The sequence below is a fragment of the Spirosoma profusum genome, assembly GCF_014699005.1.
Taxonomy (GTDB): Bacteria; Bacteroidota; Bacteroidia; order Cytophagales; family Spirosomataceae; genus Spirosoma; species Spirosoma profusum.
In genome coordinates this window covers 65,299-84,376 of record NZ_JACWZY010000013.1, presented here as the reverse complement: position 1 = coordinate 84,376, position 19,078 = coordinate 65,299, and the positions used below count along the sequence as shown (strand labels likewise).

Here is a 19,078-nt window from a genome sequence, read left to right as displayed (position 1 = left end):
ACTAAGTATGTTTCTGGTTTATAATTCGGATGTACTTTACGAAAACGATTTTCGCCTGTCGATTCATGACCGGGCTTTTCAATACGGGGATGGTCTCTTTGAAACCATCCGTTACGAACAACGTACTGTCTGGTTCTGGCCCGACCATTTCGCCCGCCTTACGGCCGGCATGGCTGGTTTAGGTCTTCAGGCACCGGACAACTTTACCGCCGACGCTGTTTATCAATGTATCACTGAATTAGTGTCGGTGAACAGCCTGACCGATCAGGCAGCACGTATCAAAATTCAGGTTTGGCGGCAGGCGGGCGGGCTTTATACACCAATCACATCCAAAGCCAACGTATTGATTACTGTCCGTTCCTCGCTCCCATTTTCTGTAACAGATAAAGCTCAGATTGGAATTTATGATACGTTCCGATTGTCTTCTTCGCCTGTTTCGGCCTTCAAAACTCTGAGTGCCCTACCCTACGTACTGGCCGGTGTTTACAGATCGAAAAACAGTCTCGATGATGTTATTCTGCTCGATACCAGCGGGTTTCTGGCAGAATGTCTGGCATCGAATCTGTTCTGGTATACCAATCAGACCTTATTTACACCATCGCTCCAGACCGGCTGTATTAACGGCATCATTCGACGGCAACTGCTACGTTTCGCTCCTGAGCTAGGTATCTCCCTGACTGAGGGGCTATATTTACCCGACGTACTTACTCAGGCCGACGTAGTGTTTTGCACGAACGTTATGGGCATTCAATGGCTACGTAACATAAACGGGCTGCATAACAGTCTGCACTTGCAGGGGTTTGCAAGTGCAGAATCGTTACTTAACGCCCTGTTCGCTCAGCTTCACAGCTGAATCGTCCAGCCAGCCATCTTTCAATCGAAGTATGCGTGTGCCATATTCAGCGTTAATTTCTGAGTGAGTTACCTGCACAATCGTTACGCCATCTTTCTGATTCAGTTCGCGGAATAGTTCCATAATATCGCGGGCCTGATCGGAGTGAAGGTTGCCTGTTGGCTCATCGGCGAAGATAACGCTGGGGCCAGCCGCCAGTGCCCGGGCAATACCAACCAACTGCTGCTGCCCCCCAGATAGCTGTGCCGGAAACAGGTCTTTTTTAGCGACCATGTTAAAACGGTCCAGCAACTCGGCTACACGACTTTTCCGTTCAGACCCATTCAATCCTTTGTATAGCAGGGGCGTTTCGATGTTCTCGTATACCGTCAGTTCGTCGATGAGGTGATACGCCTGAAACACGAAGCCGATCTGGGTTCGGTGGAGTTCGGTACGTCGTTTCTCCGAGAGTTTCTGCACGGGTTGGTCATCGAAGAAATATTCGCCTTCAGAAGGCTCTTCGAGCAACCCCAGAATGTGGAGCAGCGTTGACTTCCCTGATCCCGACGGCCCCATGATGGATACGAATTCACCCTGATTGATGTCGAGAGTGACGTTACGTAACACGTAGACCCGGCCAAACCCGGCGGGGTAGTATTTCGAGACGTTGCGGAGTTGAATCATAATCTGTTACTTTGAAAATTGTTTTAGTTTAGTTAAGCTGTACGCTTTATGTATATACCTGGCAGCACGGATGACCTTATTTTCCGGGAAGATGTGGCCATTTATGGGCCTAAAGATCATCAACTCATTATTTCAAAATTAAATACGCGCCTTGGGACTCTTTACTATGATGCTAAGACTATTACACTTGAGCCCCTGCCCGAAATAATGCTCAACGAAGCCGAGGCTAGCCCTACACCCGATGTTATTTTATTCGATAATGAAGCTTTGACAACACCTATCATTATTGAAATCTGTCATACCGTTGGTTTAAAGAAAGACATCAACAAAGTTATTCGACTTATCGATGAGGACGAGTATGGTATTCTCGAAGGTTTTGTTTATGACTACAAAACGGAGAATTGGCTTCGTTACCGCAAGGGCGACGCGGGTTTAATGACCCAGACATCGTTTTCGGAAGTACTCCATCTCGACCTCAATCGCATGCTTGCCTAGTACGCTCAAGCCTCGTGCCACTTTCACATTGCATTGATAGCTAATTGATTACAAAAAGCAATACGTTGTCTATCGTCCGCTACCGGACAACGATTTTTTGAAACCGGACATGTTTTTCACATAAAGGATGCAACTTACTCAATGATTTTACCATCTTCTCAAAAAAACTAAACCGCTTATTGTATGAAAGCAATTTTCTTAACGCTTTTCCTCTTTTCCGCCGGTATCAATCCTAGTACTGACGACGACTGGAAAAAAGACCGATCCGTTTCGGGTTTTTCAGGTATTACTGTGAGTAGCGGCATCGATCTGTACCTAACCCAGGGAAGTTCGGAGAAATTAACCTTCGATGTAAAAGGTGTTGACGAAGACCGGGTAATATCGAAAGTCAGAAATGGCGTACTAGAACTCTACATTGAAAAGAAGGGCTTTGGCGGCTGGAATTTTGGCCGGAACAACTACGTCAAAGCTTATGTGACCTTCAAACAGTTGACGAATTTACAGGCTGCGGGCGGAGCCGATGTATTTGGGCAGGGGCGACTGACGTTTAACGATCTGAACGTAGAAGCTTCCGGTGGTGCCGACGTAAAACTCGACCTGAAAGCTGACAAACTAAACGTATCGGCTTCTGGTGGTGCTGATGCTACGATTCAGGGAACCGCCCGTTCGCTCAACGCCAATGGCTCGGGTGGCGCCGACCTTGATGCGCGAAAGTTAGTGACTGAAGTCTGTAACGCTAACTCGTCGGGAGGTTCAGATGTATATGTAAATGCCAGTAAAGAGCTGACAATGAAGGCATCTGGTGGTTCCGATATCTATTATTCAGGTTCAGCTAAAATACTTGCCAAAAGTGAATCAGGTGGTGGCGACATTAGCCGCAGAGACTAAAAAAGAGTGAAAGAGTGAAAGAGTGAAAGAGCGAAAGAGTAATTTTGTCTGTCAGAATCACTCTTTCAACCTCCGTTGCGGCACTCTTTCACTCTTTCACTCTTTAAATGTTGACTCCCACAATTGGTATTCTTGGCGGAGGGCAGCTTGGCCTGATGCTTTTACAGGCAGCTGTCGACTGGAATCTCCGCGTTCACATACTCGACCCCGATGCAGAAGCATCCTGTCGGCATTTATGCACCCAATTTTCGCAGGGTTCGCTGACTGATTACGAAACGGTTTATCAATTCGGGCAGGCGGTTGACGTATTGACGATTGAAATTGAACGGGTCAACGTGGATGCACTTGAAGCCCTCGAACGCGAAGGTAAACGTGTGTTTCCGCAACCGTCGGTGATACGTATCATTCAGGATAAACGGCTCCAGAAGCAGTTCTATTCTGCCCATAACCTCCCCACTGCCGACTACGTATTGACCGAAAATCGCGCCGACGTAGCGATGGTCGATATTCAACAGCCTGATTTTCTTCCCGCTTTTCATAAACTAGGCCGCGATGGCTACGATGGCCGTGGTGTGCAACGTATTGCCTCAGTAGCCGATGTTGGTAAAGCGTTCGACGCGCCGGGTGTGCTGGAAAAAGCCGTTGATTTTGAGAAGGAATTGGCTGTCATTGTCGCCCGAAATGAACGTGGTGAAGTCCAGACTTTCCCAACGGTCGAGATGGTATTTCATCCCGAATTAAATCTGGTCGAATACCTTTTTGCTCCTGCTGAAATATCCCCTGAAATCAATCAGAAAGCGCAGGACATTGCCCGACGTACCGCCGATGCCTTCGGTATTGTGGGACTGCTGGCTGTCGAATTGTTTCTGGATAAGCTCGGTAACGTATTGATTAACGAAGTAGCTCCCCGCCCGCACAATAGCGGTCATCACACCATCCGGGCCAACGTAACGTCGCAGTTTGAACAGCACTGGCGCGCTATTCTGAATTATCCGCTTGGCGATACGTCGGCCTACCAACCAGCCGCGATGGTCAATCTCCTCGGCGAAGACGGCTATACCGGCCCGGCTGTTTATGAAGGATTGGAAAATCTGCTGGCTATCCCCGGCGTCTTCCCGTTTTTCTACGGAAAAGCCATCACCAAACCTTTCCGCAAAATGGGGCACGTAACGGTAATGGACAATTCACTGAATGCGCTACGTACCAAAGTCGAGCAGGTGAAAGCAGGAATTCGGGTGATCACGTAAACGTAACATATGGACAACCTGATGATGATTCTATAAAAAACCTTTAGAATCATCATCAGGTTGTCCCTGCATGAAAATGCGCAAAAAAGGAGATTCCCCAACGAAAATCTGTCCGGTTTGTAATCGCCCGTTTAGCTGGCGAAAAAAATGGGAACGAGATTGGGATCAGGTCATTTATTGCAGTGACGCCTGCCGACGGGTTAATAAATCAGCGAATGCAGTCCATAACACTCATCGTTAATCAGCCAAAAATCCAGTCTAGTTCCAGCGTTAATTCAGGGAAAATAGCCGAGGTAGCTTTGTCTCCCTGTTCGTATACTTCGTGTTCTGTATAGCGCTCGTTCTCAAGTACATAAGCATATATTTCCTGGCTTTTAGGAACGGCTATCCAGTACTCGCGCACACCCGCTGACTCATACAAATCAAACTTTTCATTAAAGTCTTTTTTGAGCGTTGACGGAGACGTAATTTCGATAATCCAGTCGGGCGGACCTACGCACCCGAATTCATCAATTTTGGTGGAATCGCAGATAACGCAAATATCCGGCTGTACAACCGTATAAATTTTGTTATTAAACCCCGGTTCGTAACCAGGATTGGGTAGCCTTACGTCAAAAGGAGCCGAATACACTGCACAGGAACGCCCTCGAAAATGAGCGTATAATTCCCCCGAAGTTTGCATAGAGATTCGTTGATGTTTTGAACGTGGCGCAGGTGACATATCGTAGAGCTTTCCTTTTATTAGCTCTACGCTTTCGTCGAAGCGCCACTTCAGGTAATCAGCGTACGTATACGTACCGTTTGGGTCAAGTTGCGAAAGTTCAGTAATCATAGCCAGACGCGCGATTAACTACCAAAATTACGAAACTCTATCGACCTATGCCACCGTATTCGTCAACGTACCAATACCGTCAATCGTGATGCTGATTTCGTCACCGGAACGTAGCGTGAAATCGTCGGTTGGTACAATGCCAGTACCCGTCATCAGGAAGCAGCCGTTGGCAAACGAACACTCACGATATAGGAATGAAACCAGTTCGGTATGTTGTCGTTTCATCTGGCTGATGGCGATACTTTGCGTAAAAACCGCCTGACTGTTTCGAATAATTTCCAGCCGGATTTGCGATGTTGGCGCAATCGGTGATTCAGGAACGTAGAGACATGGGCCAAGTGCTGCACTGCCATCATACGATTTCGCCTGGGGTAGATACAACGGATTTTCGCCTTCGATGCTACGTGAACTCATGTCGTTACCGCAGGTGTAGCCCACAATGTTTCCCGACGACGTAATAAACAAGGTTAATTCGGGTTCTGGTACGTTCCAGGTTGAGTCGGCGCGGATACGTACATTCGCACCGGGGCCAACTACACGCTCAGGCGTTGCTTTGAAAAATAATTCGGGGCGCTCGGCGTCATACACGCGGTCGTAGAAATTATCGCCCCCCGCTTTTTTCGATTCTTCCATCCGGGCGTCCCGGCTACGTAGATACGTAACCCCCGACGCCCAAACCTCCTGACGCCCAATAGGGGCAAGCAAACCTGTTTGAAGCCAATCGCGATACGTAGTAGAGGACGCAACAACCTGCGTAAGTTGCTGTAAATGAGCGTATAAATCATCCCGATTTACAAGGGTGTCCCAATCGGCTGTTGGTACGTTGTAGAACTGATTATCGGATTCAAGAACAATGCCGGAGCGTGTATTATAAAGTTTCATGGAGTTAAGCTAAATACGTAGTGCAAAGAAAATTTGGAAGTTATTTTACTTCATCGTAATATTGCGATAGAATTTATTTTTACGATTCTAGTCTGCTAATGGGTTTATCTAAAACCGAAATATTTACGGAATACGACAACCGCATCGCTGAATTAGCCAAGGCTTTGGCACATCCGGCACGCGTAGCCATTTTGCAAGTGTTGATTGAGCGAACGAGCTGTGTCTGTGGCGATTTGGTCAGTGAACTTCCATTAGCGCAGGCCACAGTTTCACAACACCTAAAAGAGCTTAAACAGGTTGATTTAATTAAAGGAGAGATAGATCCACCTCGCGTTTGCTACTGTATTGATAGACCTGTTTGGGAGGAAGCCAAGCAATTATTTGCTGGATTTCTAGGGCAGTCTTTCGAGCAGGACTGTTGTTAAAATTTTTTATTCTTATTCATCGTAATATTACGATGGTTTTAAATTGGCTTCGAAGCACGTACATAAATTGTTCACTTTTAAATTCAAACAATCATGGAAACACAAGATTGCTGCGAAATTGATGACGGCTGCACCGATGACGGTGAATGCTGCTGCCCGCCTGAGGCCGGGTGCTGTTAACGTTTAGTTTACAACGTCCCGAAACGAAATCATTTACCGGTTGTTTCGGGACGTTAACTTTATAAAACCATGACTATTCAGCTCAAAGCCGCCCAACCAGATGTATTAGGTCCTCTAACCGAACTCCTGGCCGCTCATCATTTACCCGTCAGTGACTTGCCTGGTGGGTTGCCCAATTTCTGGATAGCTGTCAATAGCGACCGACTTATTGGGTCAATCGGATTTGAAAAATACGGCAATATTGGTCTACTACGTTCGGTTTGTGTCGACGTTGATTACCGAAATCAGGGCATTGCGCATCAACTTTACAACGTACTGAGTCAGACAGCACAACAACAGGGAATTGATACGTTGTACCTGATTACAACAACGGCTGCTCAATATTTTGCACGGTTAGGCTTTACAGCAATCGATCGCAACGAGGCTCCTACGTCTATCCAGCAAACGAGTCAATTCAGTTCGCTCTGCCCTGCATCGGCTATTGTTATGAGACAAACTCTCTGACCAATATGAAGCGAATTCTGGTTATGTGCACCGGCAACTCAACCCGAAGCCAAATGGCTCAGGGATATCTTCAACATTTCGCTGGTAATCGTGCTCAAGTATTCAGTGCTGGTGTTGAGACACATGGCCTCAATCTTAAAGCTGTTCAGATAATGGCCGACGATGGCATCGATATAAGCCATCACACCTCAAATCATGTCAGTGAATACGCCGGTATCTCGTTTGACTACGTTATTACGGTTTGCGATCACGCTCAGGAACGCTGCCCCATTTGGCTTGGAAATGCCACACGCATCCATCAAAATTTTACTGACCCCTCGAAGGCAACCGGTTCAGTTGAAGAAATATGGAATTCCTATAAATCAGTACGTAATGAAATCCGTGATTTTAGCCTACATTTCGCTCAAAAAGAGTTATCTTAGTAGGCTTACGAATCATCGAAAATGCTGCAAAAAACCCGGGGCATTGCCCTCAGTTATATCCGTTACCGCGAGTCATCAATCATTGCCCGCATTTACACCGAAGAGTTCGGCCTGCAAAGCTATCTGGTGAACGGCGTCCGCTCGGCGCGAAGTAAAAACAATAAAATTGCTTTATTTCAGCCGCTTACCTTACTGGATATGGTGGTTTACAACAAACCCGACCGCGATCTGCATCGGTTGTCGGAAATGAAGACAAGCTACCCGTTCCAGAGCCTACCCTTTGAGGTAAGCAAATCAACTATTGCCTTATTCGTGACGGAGATGCTGAACAAAGTCCTGAAGGAAGAAGCCAGCAATCCGATGATGTACCGCTTCCTGATCGATTCAGTCTTATTTTTGGAAGAAGCTCAGACTAATTACGAGAATTTCCACCTCACTTTCCTGCTAAAACTTTCGTTTTTCCTGGGTTTCGGCCCTGAATCATCACGAGAGTTCGAGACTCAACTTCGCGAAAACTCCTACCCTTTTTTGCCTGATGTTGAAATGGAAACAGCCTTGAACATCATGCTACGTCAAAAGCTCGGTACGCTCATCAAGTTAAGTCGTGCGGGACGTAACGAATTGCTTGACGCACTGGTAGCGTATTACCAGATTCACATCGATTCGATTGGCGAAGTGAAATCGCTGCCGGTGTTGCGGGAAGTGCTGAACTAGTCTAAATTTTCCGCTTCAATTCGAAATGCTGACCCAGATACAGCCTACGTACCTGTTCGTCGTTAGCGAGTTCTTCAGCGGAACCCTGCTTCAGAATTTTTCCTTCGAACAACAAATAAGCCCGGTCGGTAATGGAGAGAGTCTCGTTAACGTTGTGGTCGGTAATGAGAATGCCGATGTTACGGTGCTTCAACTTGGCCACAATGCTTTGAATATCCTCTACGGCAATTGGGTCGACGCCCGCGAAAGGTTCATCCAGGAGAATGAAGTTGGGGTCTACGGCTAGCGCGCGGGCAATTTCAGTACGTCGACGCTCTCCACCTGATAGCACTTTTCCTTTACTCTTGCGTACATGTGTCAGGCTGAATTCTTCCAGCAATTGCTCTACTTTTTCGCGTTGCTCTCTTTTAGGAAGGCTGGTCATTTCGAGCACTGCCAATACGTTCTCTTCTACTGATAAGTCACGAAAAATAGAAGCTTCCTGCGCCAGATACCCTAACCCAAGCCGGGCACGCTTGTACATGGGCAAATCCGTTACGTCGGTAGAGTCGATAAAAACTTTGCCGCTATTGGGTTTTACTAACCCAACCGCCATGTAAAATGAGGTAGTTTTACCGGCCCCATTCGGGCCCAGCAATCCAACAATTTCGCCCGTTTCAACCTGATACGATACGTTGTTGTTAACCAGCCGCGAGCCGTATTTTTTTACTAAATTTTCAGTTCTAAGAATCATGAGTTTAAATCAGCAGTCAATAGTTGACGGTCGATAGTTAACAGCTCTTACTTCATTTGTGCAGACTGACCGCAACGGCGGACCGTGACTGTCGATTATTGACTAAACTTTTATATCCTTCAGCATCAACTGGAGTAGTACGTTGCCGTTAAAAAAATTCTGCTCGACCTGATAACAGATGGCGAACGGTTCTCCCTTACGAAGTTGACGAGCCAGGTGCGCCAGCCCAAACCCAACAGCCGTTAATATGTGCCCTGAACGCTGCTGCCGAACGCTGATTTTCAGGTGTTTCTCTTTCATAATAATCGGTTCTTCGACCAGATAAACGCCCTCGGTCATGAACACCGGCTGCATGTTGTGCGGGCCAAACGGGCCCATCTGCTTCACAATCCTGACGAGTTTATCGGTAATCTCGCTGAAATCGAGTGGGAGATCGATGTCAATCATGGGCGTCAGATGCTCTTCTTTTATTTTGCGCGAAACGACTTCTTCGAACTTAAGCCGGAACGCGTCGATGTTATCCACGGGCATGGTCATACCTGCTGCGAATGTATGCCCGCCAAACTGCTCCAAGAGTTCAGCACACTCTTCAATCGCTTCGTATACATCGAAACCCGGCACCGACCTTGCCGACCCAGCCGCCTTATCGTTCGACTGCGTCAGAATAATGGTCGGACGGTGAAAATGCTCAATGCAACGGGAAGCCACAATACCGATAACCCCCTTATGCCACGTAGCATCGTACAAAACAGTACTTTTGGCGTTCAGCAACGTTTCGCTCTCGCGAATCATGGCCAGCGCTTGTTCGGTCATGCTGCTATCGAACTCGCGTCGGCTGTTGTTATGCTTGTTAATTGCCATCGCAAACGTATCGGCTTCGTCCTCAGATTCGGCCAACAACAACTGTACGGCGGCTTTGGCATGTTGAATCCGACCAGCGGCATTGATACGTGGCCCCAGACCAAATACCAGATTAGTAATATCCAATTCCCGCGCAAAACCTGCTACTCTGATTAACGCTTTCAGCCCGGTACGTGGTGCCGTGTTAAGATATTTTAAGCCATAGTACGCCATTACCCGGTTCTCGCCCGTCAGCGGCACTATATCGGATGCAATACTGACGGCCACTAAATCCAGACTTGGAAGTAAGGCATCCAATGGAATGGAAGCGTTCATGCAAAACGCCTGAAGCAGTTTGAAACCTACTCCGCAACCACTCAGTTCTTTGTACGGATACCCACAGTCGTCGCGTTTTGGGTCCAGCACGGCAGCGGCATCGGGCAGTTCAGAGCCGGGGCGGTGGTGATCGCAGATAATAAAATCGACGCCCAATGCTTTTGCCTCGGCGATACGTTCGATGGATTTAATGCCACAGTCGAGGGCAATAATGAGCGTGAACCCATTTTCAGCCGCCCACAAAACGCCTTGCTTCGAAATGCCATATCCTTCCTTGTAACGATCCGGAATGTAGTAGTCGATGTCGGAATGATAGTTTTTCAGAAAGCTATAAACCAGTGCCACCGACGTAGTGCCATCAACATCATAATCGCCGTAAATCAGGATTTTTTCCTGCTTTTCGGGCAGCATCGCCATCTGCAATCGCATAATCGCCCGGTTCATGTCTTTCATCATGAACGGGTCGTGCAGATGACCCATTTCAGGCCGAAAAAAAGTTCGGGCTTCATCGTAGGTATGAACCTCACGCTGCACCAGCAATGCGGCCAGGGCTGAACTAATACCCAGCGATTGAGTTAAAGAGTCGATAGCAGCCTGTTGTTCTACTGAACCGGGGAACGGTCGTGTTATCCATCGTTTGGTAGGCGGGTGCGGCTGGGCTATCATGATTGTAAAATTAAATCGGTTTTTATAAAATCGCTACGTTATGCGCTATCTCCTTTTCGCCCTAAGCCTGTGTATGACGGCCTTCGTCCCCCGGTCGTCACCAAAAAAAACCAATCTAACCGTTGAAATTCAAAACGTCCAGCCGTTGAAAGGAACTGTTTTTGTAGCCTTGTTTCCCCCTGGCAATGAGTTCCCCAATGGGAAACCCATTGATGGAAAAAAAGTAGATGCTGAGAGTGCGACCGTTCGGGCAAGTTTTTCTGTGGAGCCAGGTACGTATGCCATCGCTATTTTTCACGACGAAAATAGTAATGGCAAGATGGACAAAAAAATGTTTGGTATTCCGAAAGAGCCGTACGGATTCAGCAATAACTTTCGCCCTAAAATGTCGGCACCCAAATTCAGTGATTGCCAATTCACGGTTGGCAATGGTGGAAAAACGATTCAGATTGCTCTGAAGAAGTTCTGAACCGGGATTTAGCTGATTGACGGATTTGCAGGATTTTGCTTTCGCTTCCTCGAAGCGCTTAATAAAAAGCAAAATCCTGCAAATCCGTCAATCAGCTAAATCCCGGTTCAGAATCCTGAAAAAATCCTGGTTCAGACAGCCCGGTTCAGAATTTTTTTGTAATTTTACCCGGCAAATAACACAACCTGCTATTTGCTCATGAGCTTAGATACCAGCAAATTTCTTTACGAGGCTCTTACTTACGACGACGTACTGCTCCTTCCGGCTTATTCGGAAGTTCTCCCCCGAGATACGAAAACCGTCACCCAGCTTACCCGCAACATACAGCTTAACATTCCACTGATTTCGGCGGCCATGGATACCGTTACCGAATCGGCGCTGGCGATTGCTATGGCTCAGGAAGGCGGTATTGGCATCATCCACAAAAACATGAGCGTTGAAGCGCAGGCCGATCAGGTCCGTAAAGTGAAACGCTCGGAAAGTGGTATGATTATCGACCCGATTACACTCTTAGAAACCGCTACGTTGGGCGACGCGCATAAAATTATGCGGGAGTCTAAAATTGGCGGTATTCCCGTGGTTGATGATACCGGTAAACTCGTTGGTATTCTGACCAACCGGGATTTACGTTTCCAGAACGACTTCTCCAAGCCCGTTACGGACATCATGACGAAGGAAAACCTCGTAACAGCCTGGCAGAATCTTACGCTCGAAGAAGCTGAGAGCATCCTTCAACAATACCGCATCGAGAAATTACCCATCGTTGACGACAATTACCACCTCGTCGGGCTGATTACGTACAAGGACATTCTTAAAAAGAAAAGCCATCCCAATGCCTGCAAAGATGAACTCGGTCGCCTACGTGTAGGAGCAGCTGTGGGTGTAACCCCCGATCTTACCCGACGTATCGAAGCGCTGGTAAAAGCCGGTGTCGACGTCATCAGTGTAGATACTGCCCACGGGCACTCTAAAGGCGTATTAGACGCGGTACGTAACATCAAGCAGCAATTTCCCAAACTTCAGGTCATTGCGGGTAACGTAGCAACTGGCGAAGGTGCCAAAGCCCTGGCCGATGCCGGTGCCGATGCCGTGAAAGTGGGCGTAGGACCGGGTAGTATCTGTACCACACGTATCATTGCCGGTATCGGCATGCCGCAACTGACCGCCGTTTACGAGTCGGCAAAAGCGTTGCAGGGCACAGACGTACCGGTAATTGCCGACGGGGGCATTCGTTTTTCGGGCGATATAACCAAAGCTTTGGCCGGTGGAGCCAGCACCGTAATGATTGGATCGCTTCTGGCGGGTACTGAAGAAGCGCCCGGCGAAGTAGTGCTTTATGAAGGTCGACGGTTCAAGACGTACCGGGGTATGGGTTCCGTTGAAGCTATGGAAGATGGCTCGAAAGACCGCTATTTTCAGGACGCCGAAGACGACATCAAGAAACTCGTACCAGAAGGAATTGTCGGTCGTGTACCAATCAAAGGCAAGGTATCTGAGATTGTGTATCAGATGGTTGGAGGATTGAAAGCTGGTATGGGTTATTGCGGAGCTATTGATATTCCGGCTTTGCAGCAGGCCAAGTTTGTCAAAATCACCACGGCCGGTTCACGCGAGAGCCATCCTCACGATATTCAGATTCAGAAAGAAGCACCGAATTACTCGGCGCGGTAAGGGTTAAAAGTCGACAGTCATTAGTCGTCAGTCGTTAGTTATTCTGATGACTAATGGCTGTCGACTTTTAGCCTAATTCACAATATTCACTTTTCCCGTCCCTTCCAGCCGGACTTTCCCCGATCCGGTAAATTTCAGTTTTTTCGCCTGTCCGGTATAGGCGGTAGGAACGGTTACTACGTGTGTGCTCATAATCTGAACTGGCAACGTACCATTGGGAATACAGTTACAATCCCAGGTCGTCGGTACGTTCCAGTTACCCGTCTGGGCCGAGCTGAATGCCGTTGGGGTTACGACCGTTACTGTAACATTCTGACTAGGCACACTAAGGCAAACTCCCGAACTGGCAGTCTGCTGACAGCGAGCGTAATACTGCGTCGTAACGGTTGGCGAAACAGGCATACTTACCGCTACGTTATCGGCAGTCTGGTACCATTTCAACGTAGCACCAACACCTGTACATCCGGTTGCATTGAGCGTGGCAGAGCCACCCGACGTAATGATTACACTGGTGCTGGAGACTACTGGCGATGCAGTACCCAGCACGGTGAACGTAGTGGCTGTACGGCATATGCTTTGGTTGGGACTCGCTACGTAAAACACGGTAGTTCCGGGCGTATTGGTGTTAGGAACGCCTGATCCTCCAACCCCCACCGGATTAAAGACCGTACCTGAGAATACAGGAGAACCTCCAGAAGGCGCCGTAAACCAGTTGGGCGGACCAAGTTGAAATCCCTGGTCAGTCGCCTGCAACGTAAAGCTTCCGGTGATACCAGAGTAAAACGTACCAACCACTAAAATATAGGTCGAACCAGCTACCAGTGTATGCGTGAGCTTTGAGAGATAGAGGCCTTCAAAAAAGTCAATATCATCATCACCACGCAGGAAATTCGTTGCCGGACTAGCTGGGTTAAATGAAGTCTGATACAATGATAAGTAAGAATCATTGTCAGGGAAAGTAGATGCTGTGACTTCGAAAGTTTGTGGACCACTGGCAGGAGCCACAAACGTAAACGATTGATAATAAACCGTTGTGCCTGTATTATATGTAGTCACATCATCGTTAGCGGCCCGCGCATACGTGGGCGAACCAGTTGTCAGTGCTCCATTTACAAGATTGCTGATTTGTGTGGGTACAACCAGACCTGCACCAGTAGGTACACTGGCATCCTGACAAACCGAATAGGAGCCAACGATTGGAACAATACTCGGATAGACCGTTACCTTAATAGTCTGTTGAGTGGAGCATTGGGCAGACGGAGCTGATAACGTAAACACGTATCGGACAACAACCGGAGACGTAGTGGTATTGATAAGTGTCTCATTAATTGCAGCCGAACTGCTGATGGCACTTCCATTACTAACGCCCGTAACGGGCATCCGGACCCAACTGATGGTTGTATTGGCGGTAGTAGACGTAGCATTATACGTAAACAAAGTATTGGAACAGACTGTGGCTGTTATGGGTGAGCTTAAGGCGGGACCATCGATTGGGGCAAAGCTTTCAGTAACAAGGCGGTCATTGGACGAAACACCGGTGGAGGCCCCCGCTCCTAAACCACGCCGGGCAAAAGCTCTGCCAATGGCACAATGATATCGACCGCCAAATAACATTTGGTCGGCCTGCAGAATAGCATCACGAGCCTGCACAAAGCTCGGGCTACAGGGTTGCATTCGCAACCCTTCATTGACCAGTTTCAAAGCTGCGATGTTCCCCCGCATAGCAGTTATACTGCTGGGGGTGGTGTATATGTTTTGCTCTATGTGGTTATCCTGCATAATGATTTCCCAGGTCATATCCCAGAGCATGGTTGCCCAGATTGAGCCAATACCGTGTGGAATCGCGAAATCTGCATCACCCACTTTGGCGTAGGTAACGTTTCCATTTACATTATCCATGTCGTAGGAGTACGGATAATCACGGATACCCACCCCGTTCGTCGGCTGGCCCAGCGAATACGTCCCAACCCCACGCGGGATATTGGCACTTGCGACATTAGCACTCAGTGACGACCAGTTAGTTGTTAGCATCAATGCCAGGAAATCACTCCAGCCTTCGCCACCCTGCTCTGCGTTATCCAGACATGACGAGTTAGCTGGCCCGCCAGTTAACCGGGTCGACCAGCCATGACCATATTCGTGCGTAATGATACCATTATCAAAATCGCCATCAGGCTGATACGTTGATGACGTATTCCACAGGTACATCTGCATACGGCCTCTTATGCCGTCATTATCGGTGAAAAAGTTTGCATTGTTGGTTCCCCCGCCATCCTGAACATCCGCAATAACATAATCATTACCCAGGCCACCCAGGCCCTGAATATTACTATTCTGGAAATTACCACTCGGTTCATCGAAGCCAAATTTCCAGAGCACATCATGAATCAGGTTATTCCAGTAAAACAGGTTGGTAATGGCGGCATCCCGGTTGCCGACTGCCGTATTCAATCCAAACGTATACGGATAGGTAAAATCCAGTGTCGCCGACTGGGGGCTCGCTCCCGGCTGATCATTGTCGTCGATGTCTTCCTGCGCATAGACGTTGTTGCCGCGCGTGGTGGTGTAGCTGGTTACGCCATCGTCGTGCCAGCCATTGGTAGTACCTGGCCCTACACCGGCGGGAGCAAACCGCGCATAAGGCATCACCGATTCAGTACGCGGACCGAAGGTGGGACCTTCGATTGGATAGTCAAAAACCGTATAACCATTCCCCGTAAACGCCCCCGATTTCTTTTGGATTCCAAAATATTTAGCACCATCGGGCTGGGTGCCATCGACACACTCATGGGGGGCAGCGAGGTGTGTCGACGTACCGAAATTACAACTAATGATGGCGTCTTTCTTTTGCAGAATTTCGCCCGACGTAGCGTCTACATGAATGTTCCAGCCATGTTTGCCATCTTTGGTCAGAAAACGAACCTGCCAGGTTAGTGCCAGTTTATTAATTGCTGTCTGCTTTTTCTCTACCGTAAACGTAGTAACCGGAAGCCAGTACAGTTTTACATTTATCTTTTCGTTTGATAGATTAGTCAACGAATAGACGGCTTTCGTCAACGTACCATCGGCTAGTTTGGCTGTTGCCAGTTCCTGAATCGGGAGTAGATTGGTGCTGGCCAGCCCTACGTTTGCTGCGGCTTTCTGAAGGGCAACCACTGGAGAAATCATACTCTTACTGGTTCCGGTTTTCGCAATGCGATCGATGCCCGCAATGAAATTATGGTTTGTGTACGAAACCTGCTTATCCATCAGCACTACGTTCATCATTCGATTGTAAACTTCAACTGACTGATATGCCTGATTGAAGTAAACGTGATACCATCCCGTAGTGGGCGATTTGTAAGCGCTGGACAAAAGCAGTCCATCAATATCGGGTGGGGTTAACTGCTGTTGCTGCATGTTGGCTGCTACGTATTGACGGGCAGTTTCTATTTCAATTTGAGCGTATGCATCAACCATACCCATCATCAAAACCAATACACAGCAACTGATACGTAGTACGCTACGTGAAATTCGATAAATGTTGAGCATGTTTAATTCTGAGGAAGGAGAAAAGCACTCATTTCGGTAAAATAAGCCCTTGATTACCGATTTTTCAACAAATGAATCAGAATTAATACGTATGTCGTCAGTATAAATAATAGCTGCTACATATCCATCCCAAACTTCTGACAAGCGGATAAATGAATCATCACTCAACCGCCAATGCGTTGGATTCTATGTAGTTCAGTCGTTCTTCATTGGTCTGAGTTGAGTCGGTTATGATGAAGGGGCATATGGAACAGGCGGTAGGCCCAACCTGTTGATGCCACCGACATTGCGACCGAATAGCGCAAAAGGGCAAGGCGGTCGGCTCCGACAGATGTTTGTTGAATGACATCACTAAATCAATAACACCGCAGCGGCCTTCGCGCCATTGATTGCAACCCGATTTCACACACCGATTGGCAAATCGAAAATGTCGCTCAGGCGCGTCGATGGACGTAACAGCTTCGGTTAATTCGGTAGTAAGCAGTTCAGGTTCTTTCAGCAGGCTCACCGACTGATCGGGGCCAACAACGCCCAGCAGCAACGCGCCTTCTTCGGCGCGTGCGCTGGGGCAAAGGGTCGTATTTGGGGTTACCATGTTAATTACATGCCTTGAATACCCTTTTGCAATAATCCCTCCTGAACCTTTATCTCGTCGAGGCTGACTTTCAAGTCTCTACCGATTGCTTTAATCCAGTAGCCTTTCCAGCGACTTGGCGGAATCACTACGTGCGAGCCACCTCCTCCCGGAAATGACCCTCCTCCACCACCAGCCGGACCATCGTCGCCATCGGGATCATCGGGATTCGGATAACCCGCCAGCGCCGATGCAACTACTGTCTGAATACCGGCTGCAATCTTACTTTCGAGTCGGGCAGGGAGTTTCATTCCACTTAGCAATACGTGGAATTCGCTGCCTTTTGTGTTTTTGGATGCTTCCATTTTGAGAAGTTGATTTAGGGTGAAAACTTCCCAAAAGTCGGCGAATAAACGTAGCGGTTTTAGCGCAGAATTGCGGAATCTGTTCGACGTAGTATTGCCCAATTTTAGTCGGGTATCACTACGTTCTCTGGAAGAATGCGCGTAGAATTACGTATCAGTGTTACGTTGGACGGAAGGCTCCAGATAATATATATTACTAATGGTGCCGTGAAGAGTCAGATCGATTTCGCGGAGACCAATGCGGTAATTATCAACGGCAAATTCCGGCGTATCCTGCTTCATCTGGTAGAACGTCGACGGCGAAAGCAACACCACCAGATTACCCCGCTGAACTACTTTTTCGACGTGGTAATGACCACAAATTACTGTTACGTGGCAGGGTAATTCACGTACCAGTTCCAGAAACCGTTCACTCTGTCGAAATGGGTATTTGCTATCCATGAACTCAACGTCCGCCCGTAAGGGTGGGTGGTGCATGAATATCACTACGTTCGTATCGCGTAAGGCTTTTATGTAATCTTCCAACCAGTTCCATTGCTCTTCCGAAAACGCTCCTTTACCAGAATCCAGAAACAAAGCCGGGCGTCCCTCCATAGGCAACGCGTAATATAACTCACTCTGAATCAGATTATGTGTAAGCTTGAATATCTCGGCCATCATCGCCGAATCATCGTGATTCCCCGGAATCACAAAATAAGGCATCGGAAGTTTATCGAGCTCACTTTTCACCCAACGGTAAATTGCTTCGTCGCCCTCCGTATTGCAGATGTCGCCACCAATGACCAGACAATTGGGTTTCAGTTCGGCCAGGTAAGCCAGGGCATCCAGGAAATTCTGTCGCACATCGACGCCCGCTGGTTTTTCACCTTCGGCATCCAGATGCATATCGGTAATAAAGGCAATTCGCATTTTCAACCGGGGATTTAACAGATTTAGGGATTAATAGGATTGTCTGAACCGGGATTTAGCTTCGTTCCAGTACACGTCCATCTCAGCTAGCGTCATTTCGCTTAACGTTTTGCCGTTGGCCCGCGCCTGCTCCTCCAGATACTGAAAGCGTTTGATGAATTTCTTGTTTGTCCGCTCCAAAGCTGTTTCAGGATTTATGTCGATAAAACGAGCGTAGTTGACCAATGAAAATAACAAATCACCAAACTCGCCTTCGGCTCGCTGGACGTCGATAGTTTGGCTGGACGATACGTTAAATTCTTCTTTAAACTCCTGCATTTCCTCCTCTACTTTCTCCCAAACCTGCTCCTTCTCGTCCCAGTCGAAGCCCGCACCTCGTGCTTTTTCCTGAATGCGCATGGCTTTGACGAGTGCCGGCAGTGAACCCGGTACGCCACCCAGCACCGACTTGTTCCCTTCTTTCAATTTAAGTTGCTCCCAGTTGGCTTTTACCTGTTCTTCGGTTTCGGCCACGGTGTCGCCGTAAATATGCGGATGGCGGCTAATGAGTTTATCGCAAACCCGATTCAGTACGTCGGCCATGTCGAAATGATCGGGCGAGCTGGTGCTGGCTTCTGAAGCAATTTTTGCGTAAAAAACCAGATGTAACTGGATGTCACCCAACTCCTTACATATTTCCGCATTATTCTTCTCCAGAATGGCGTCGGAAAGTTCATAGGTTTCTTCGATGGTGAGGTGGCGGAGGCTGTCCATGGTTTGTTTACGGTCCCAGGGGCACTGTTCGCGTAGTTCATCCATAATAGTCAGCAGTCGATCAAAAGCCATCAGTTGTTGCTGACGACGGAGGGGCATATCCTGAAATTCCTTCATTGATTTCAT

The 19,078-nt window shown here is 48.0% G+C and carries 22 protein-coding genes; 12 read left to right on the top strand and 10 right to left on the bottom strand.

Annotated elements, in window-relative coordinates; translation table 11 throughout:
• Nucleotides 1-7 precede the first annotated feature (7 nt).
• Nucleotides 8-853: an aminotransferase class IV gene (locus IC229_RS16375; RefSeq protein WP_190888078.1), complete on the top strand. Its 846-nt coding sequence runs from the start codon at nucleotides 8-10 to the stop codon at nucleotides 851-853.
• Here the strand turns inward: IC229_RS16375 and IC229_RS16370 are convergent.
• Entirely contained in the window at nucleotides 818-1,516 is a 699-nt protein-coding gene (locus IC229_RS16370) for an ABC transporter ATP-binding protein (RefSeq protein ID WP_190888077.1), read from the bottom strand. The two genes, IC229_RS16375 and IC229_RS16370, sit on opposite strands and share 36 nt — an antisense overlap.
• Before the next feature lie 48 nt (nucleotides 1,517-1,564).
• On the opposite strand from IC229_RS16370, the gene IC229_RS16365 reads away from it, so the two are divergent.
• From IC229_RS16365 to IC229_RS16350, 4 genes are all read left to right on the top strand, one after another.
• Nucleotides 1,565-2,011, top strand: coding sequence for a hypothetical protein (locus tag IC229_RS16365; RefSeq protein ID WP_190888076.1), 447 nt, complete (start codon nucleotides 1,565-1,567; stop codon nucleotides 2,009-2,011).
• 183 nt (nucleotides 2,012-2,194) lie between these two features.
• Nucleotides 2,195-2,899 (top strand): head GIN domain-containing protein, encoded by a 705-nt coding sequence (locus tag IC229_RS16360; RefSeq protein ID WP_190888075.1) that lies wholly within the window; start codon nucleotides 2,195-2,197, stop codon nucleotides 2,897-2,899.
• A gap of 107 nt (nucleotides 2,900-3,006) precedes the next feature.
• Nucleotides 3,007-4,146: a 5-(carboxyamino)imidazole ribonucleotide synthase gene (locus IC229_RS16355; protein WP_190888074.1), complete on the top strand. Its 1,140-nt coding sequence runs from the start codon at nucleotides 3,007-3,009 to the stop codon at nucleotides 4,144-4,146.
• Between the two features lie 70 nt (nucleotides 4,147-4,216).
• Entirely contained in the window at nucleotides 4,217-4,387 is a 171-nt protein-coding gene (locus IC229_RS16350; RefSeq protein ID WP_190888073.1) for a DUF2256 domain-containing protein, read from the top strand.
• Here the strand turns inward: IC229_RS16350 and IC229_RS16345 are convergent, their stop codons facing one another.
• On the bottom strand, nucleotides 4,388-4,978 hold the full coding sequence (locus tag IC229_RS16345) for a Uma2 family endonuclease (protein ID WP_190888072.1): 591 nt from the start codon (nucleotides 4,976-4,978) through the stop codon (nucleotides 4,388-4,390). It abuts the gene before it with no gap.
• Nucleotides 4,979-5,023: 45 nt separating this feature from the next.
• A complete protein-coding gene (locus IC229_RS16340) occupies nucleotides 5,024-5,860 on the bottom strand; it encodes a fumarylacetoacetate hydrolase family protein (RefSeq protein WP_190888071.1) in 837 nt (278 codons plus the stop codon).
• A 98-nt stretch (nucleotides 5,861-5,958) separates the two neighbouring features.
• On the opposite strand from IC229_RS16340, the gene IC229_RS16335 reads away from it, so the two are divergent.
• The 4 genes from IC229_RS16335 to recO all read left to right on the top strand — a co-directional run bounded on the left by IC229_RS16335 (nucleotide 5,959) and on the right by recO (nucleotide 8,105).
• Nucleotides 5,959-6,285 carry an ArsR/SmtB family transcription factor gene (locus IC229_RS16335; RefSeq protein ID WP_190888070.1) on the top strand — a complete coding sequence of 109 codons (327 nt, stop codon included), beginning with the start codon at nucleotides 5,959-5,961 and terminating at the stop codon, nucleotides 6,283-6,285.
• A 249-nt stretch (nucleotides 6,286-6,534) separates the two neighbouring features.
• A complete protein-coding gene (gene arsN2 / locus IC229_RS16330; protein WP_190888069.1) occupies nucleotides 6,535-6,969 on the top strand; it encodes an arsenic resistance N-acetyltransferase ArsN2 in 435 nt (144 codons plus the stop codon).
• 5 nt (nucleotides 6,970-6,974) lie between these two features.
• Nucleotides 6,975-7,391, top strand: a complete 417-nt coding sequence (locus IC229_RS16325) for an arsenate reductase ArsC (RefSeq protein WP_190888068.1) — start codon at nucleotides 6,975-6,977, stop codon at nucleotides 7,389-7,391.
• A 21-nt stretch (nucleotides 7,392-7,412) separates the two neighbouring features.
• Nucleotides 7,413-8,105, top strand: a complete 693-nt coding sequence (gene recO / locus IC229_RS16320; RefSeq protein WP_190888067.1) for a DNA repair protein RecO — start codon at nucleotides 7,413-7,415, stop codon at nucleotides 8,103-8,105.
• A gap of 1 nt (nucleotide 8,106) precedes the next feature.
• Here recO and lptB read toward each other — a convergent pair whose 3' ends face one another.
• Both lptB and recJ read right to left on the bottom strand, forming a co-directional pair.
• Complete coding sequence (lptB, locus tag IC229_RS16315) at nucleotides 8,107-8,838, bottom strand: LPS export ABC transporter ATP-binding protein (protein WP_190888066.1); 732 nt, start codon at nucleotides 8,836-8,838, stop codon at nucleotides 8,107-8,109.
• A gap of 102 nt (nucleotides 8,839-8,940) precedes the next feature.
• A complete protein-coding gene (recJ, locus tag IC229_RS16310; RefSeq protein ID WP_190888065.1) occupies nucleotides 8,941-10,680 on the bottom strand; it encodes a single-stranded-DNA-specific exonuclease RecJ in 1,740 nt (579 codons plus the stop codon).
• 40 nt (nucleotides 10,681-10,720) lie between these two features.
• On the opposite strand from recJ, the gene IC229_RS16305 reads away from it, so the two are divergent.
• Together IC229_RS16305 and guaB are read left to right on the top strand one after the other, a co-directional pair.
• Nucleotides 10,721-11,149, top strand: coding sequence for a DUF2141 domain-containing protein (locus IC229_RS16305; protein WP_190888064.1), 429 nt, complete (start codon nucleotides 10,721-10,723; stop codon nucleotides 11,147-11,149).
• Nucleotides 11,150-11,347: 198 nt separating this feature from the next.
• Nucleotides 11,348-12,820 (top strand): IMP dehydrogenase, encoded by a 1,473-nt coding sequence (gene guaB, locus IC229_RS16300; protein ID WP_190888063.1) that lies wholly within the window; start codon nucleotides 11,348-11,350, stop codon nucleotides 12,818-12,820.
• A 72-nt stretch (nucleotides 12,821-12,892) separates the two neighbouring features.
• Here guaB and IC229_RS16295 read toward each other — a convergent pair whose 3' ends face one another.
• The 3 genes from IC229_RS16295 to IC229_RS16285 form a co-directional block, all read right to left on the bottom strand.
• Complete coding sequence (locus IC229_RS16295) at nucleotides 12,893-16,351, bottom strand: M36 family metallopeptidase (protein WP_223834025.1); 3,459 nt, start codon at nucleotides 16,349-16,351, stop codon at nucleotides 12,893-12,895.
• 160 nt (nucleotides 16,352-16,511) lie between these two features.
• Nucleotides 16,512-16,946 carry a hypothetical protein gene (locus IC229_RS16290; protein WP_190888062.1) on the bottom strand — a complete coding sequence of 145 codons (435 nt, stop codon included), beginning with the start codon at nucleotides 16,944-16,946 and terminating at the stop codon, nucleotides 16,512-16,514.
• Nucleotides 16,947-16,951: 5 nt separating this feature from the next.
• The gene (locus IC229_RS16285) at nucleotides 16,952-17,290 is read right to left on the bottom strand and encodes a hypothetical protein (RefSeq protein ID WP_190888061.1); all 339 of its coding nucleotides are present in this window, start codon (nucleotides 17,288-17,290) and stop codon (nucleotides 16,952-16,954) included.
• A gap of 19 nt (nucleotides 17,291-17,309) precedes the next feature.
• Here IC229_RS16285 and IC229_RS35740 point away from each other — a divergent pair, with 19 nt between their 5' ends.
• Nucleotides 17,310-17,435 carry a hypothetical protein gene (locus IC229_RS35740; RefSeq protein WP_262893393.1) on the top strand — a complete coding sequence of 42 codons (126 nt, stop codon included), beginning with the start codon at nucleotides 17,310-17,312 and terminating at the stop codon, nucleotides 17,433-17,435.
• Nucleotides 17,436-17,437: 2 nt separating this feature from the next.
• Here the strand turns inward: IC229_RS35740 and IC229_RS16280 are convergent, their stop codons facing one another.
• Both IC229_RS16280 and mazG read right to left on the bottom strand, forming a co-directional pair.
• Complete coding sequence (locus IC229_RS16280; RefSeq protein ID WP_190888060.1) at nucleotides 17,438-18,199, bottom strand: metallophosphoesterase family protein; 762 nt, start codon at nucleotides 18,197-18,199, stop codon at nucleotides 17,438-17,440.
• A 30-nt stretch (nucleotides 18,200-18,229) separates the two neighbouring features.
• Nucleotides 18,230-19,069, bottom strand: a complete 840-nt coding sequence (mazG, locus tag IC229_RS16275; RefSeq protein WP_223834035.1) for a nucleoside triphosphate pyrophosphohydrolase — start codon at nucleotides 19,067-19,069, stop codon at nucleotides 18,230-18,232.
• Nucleotides 19,070-19,078: the final 9 nt, after the last annotated feature.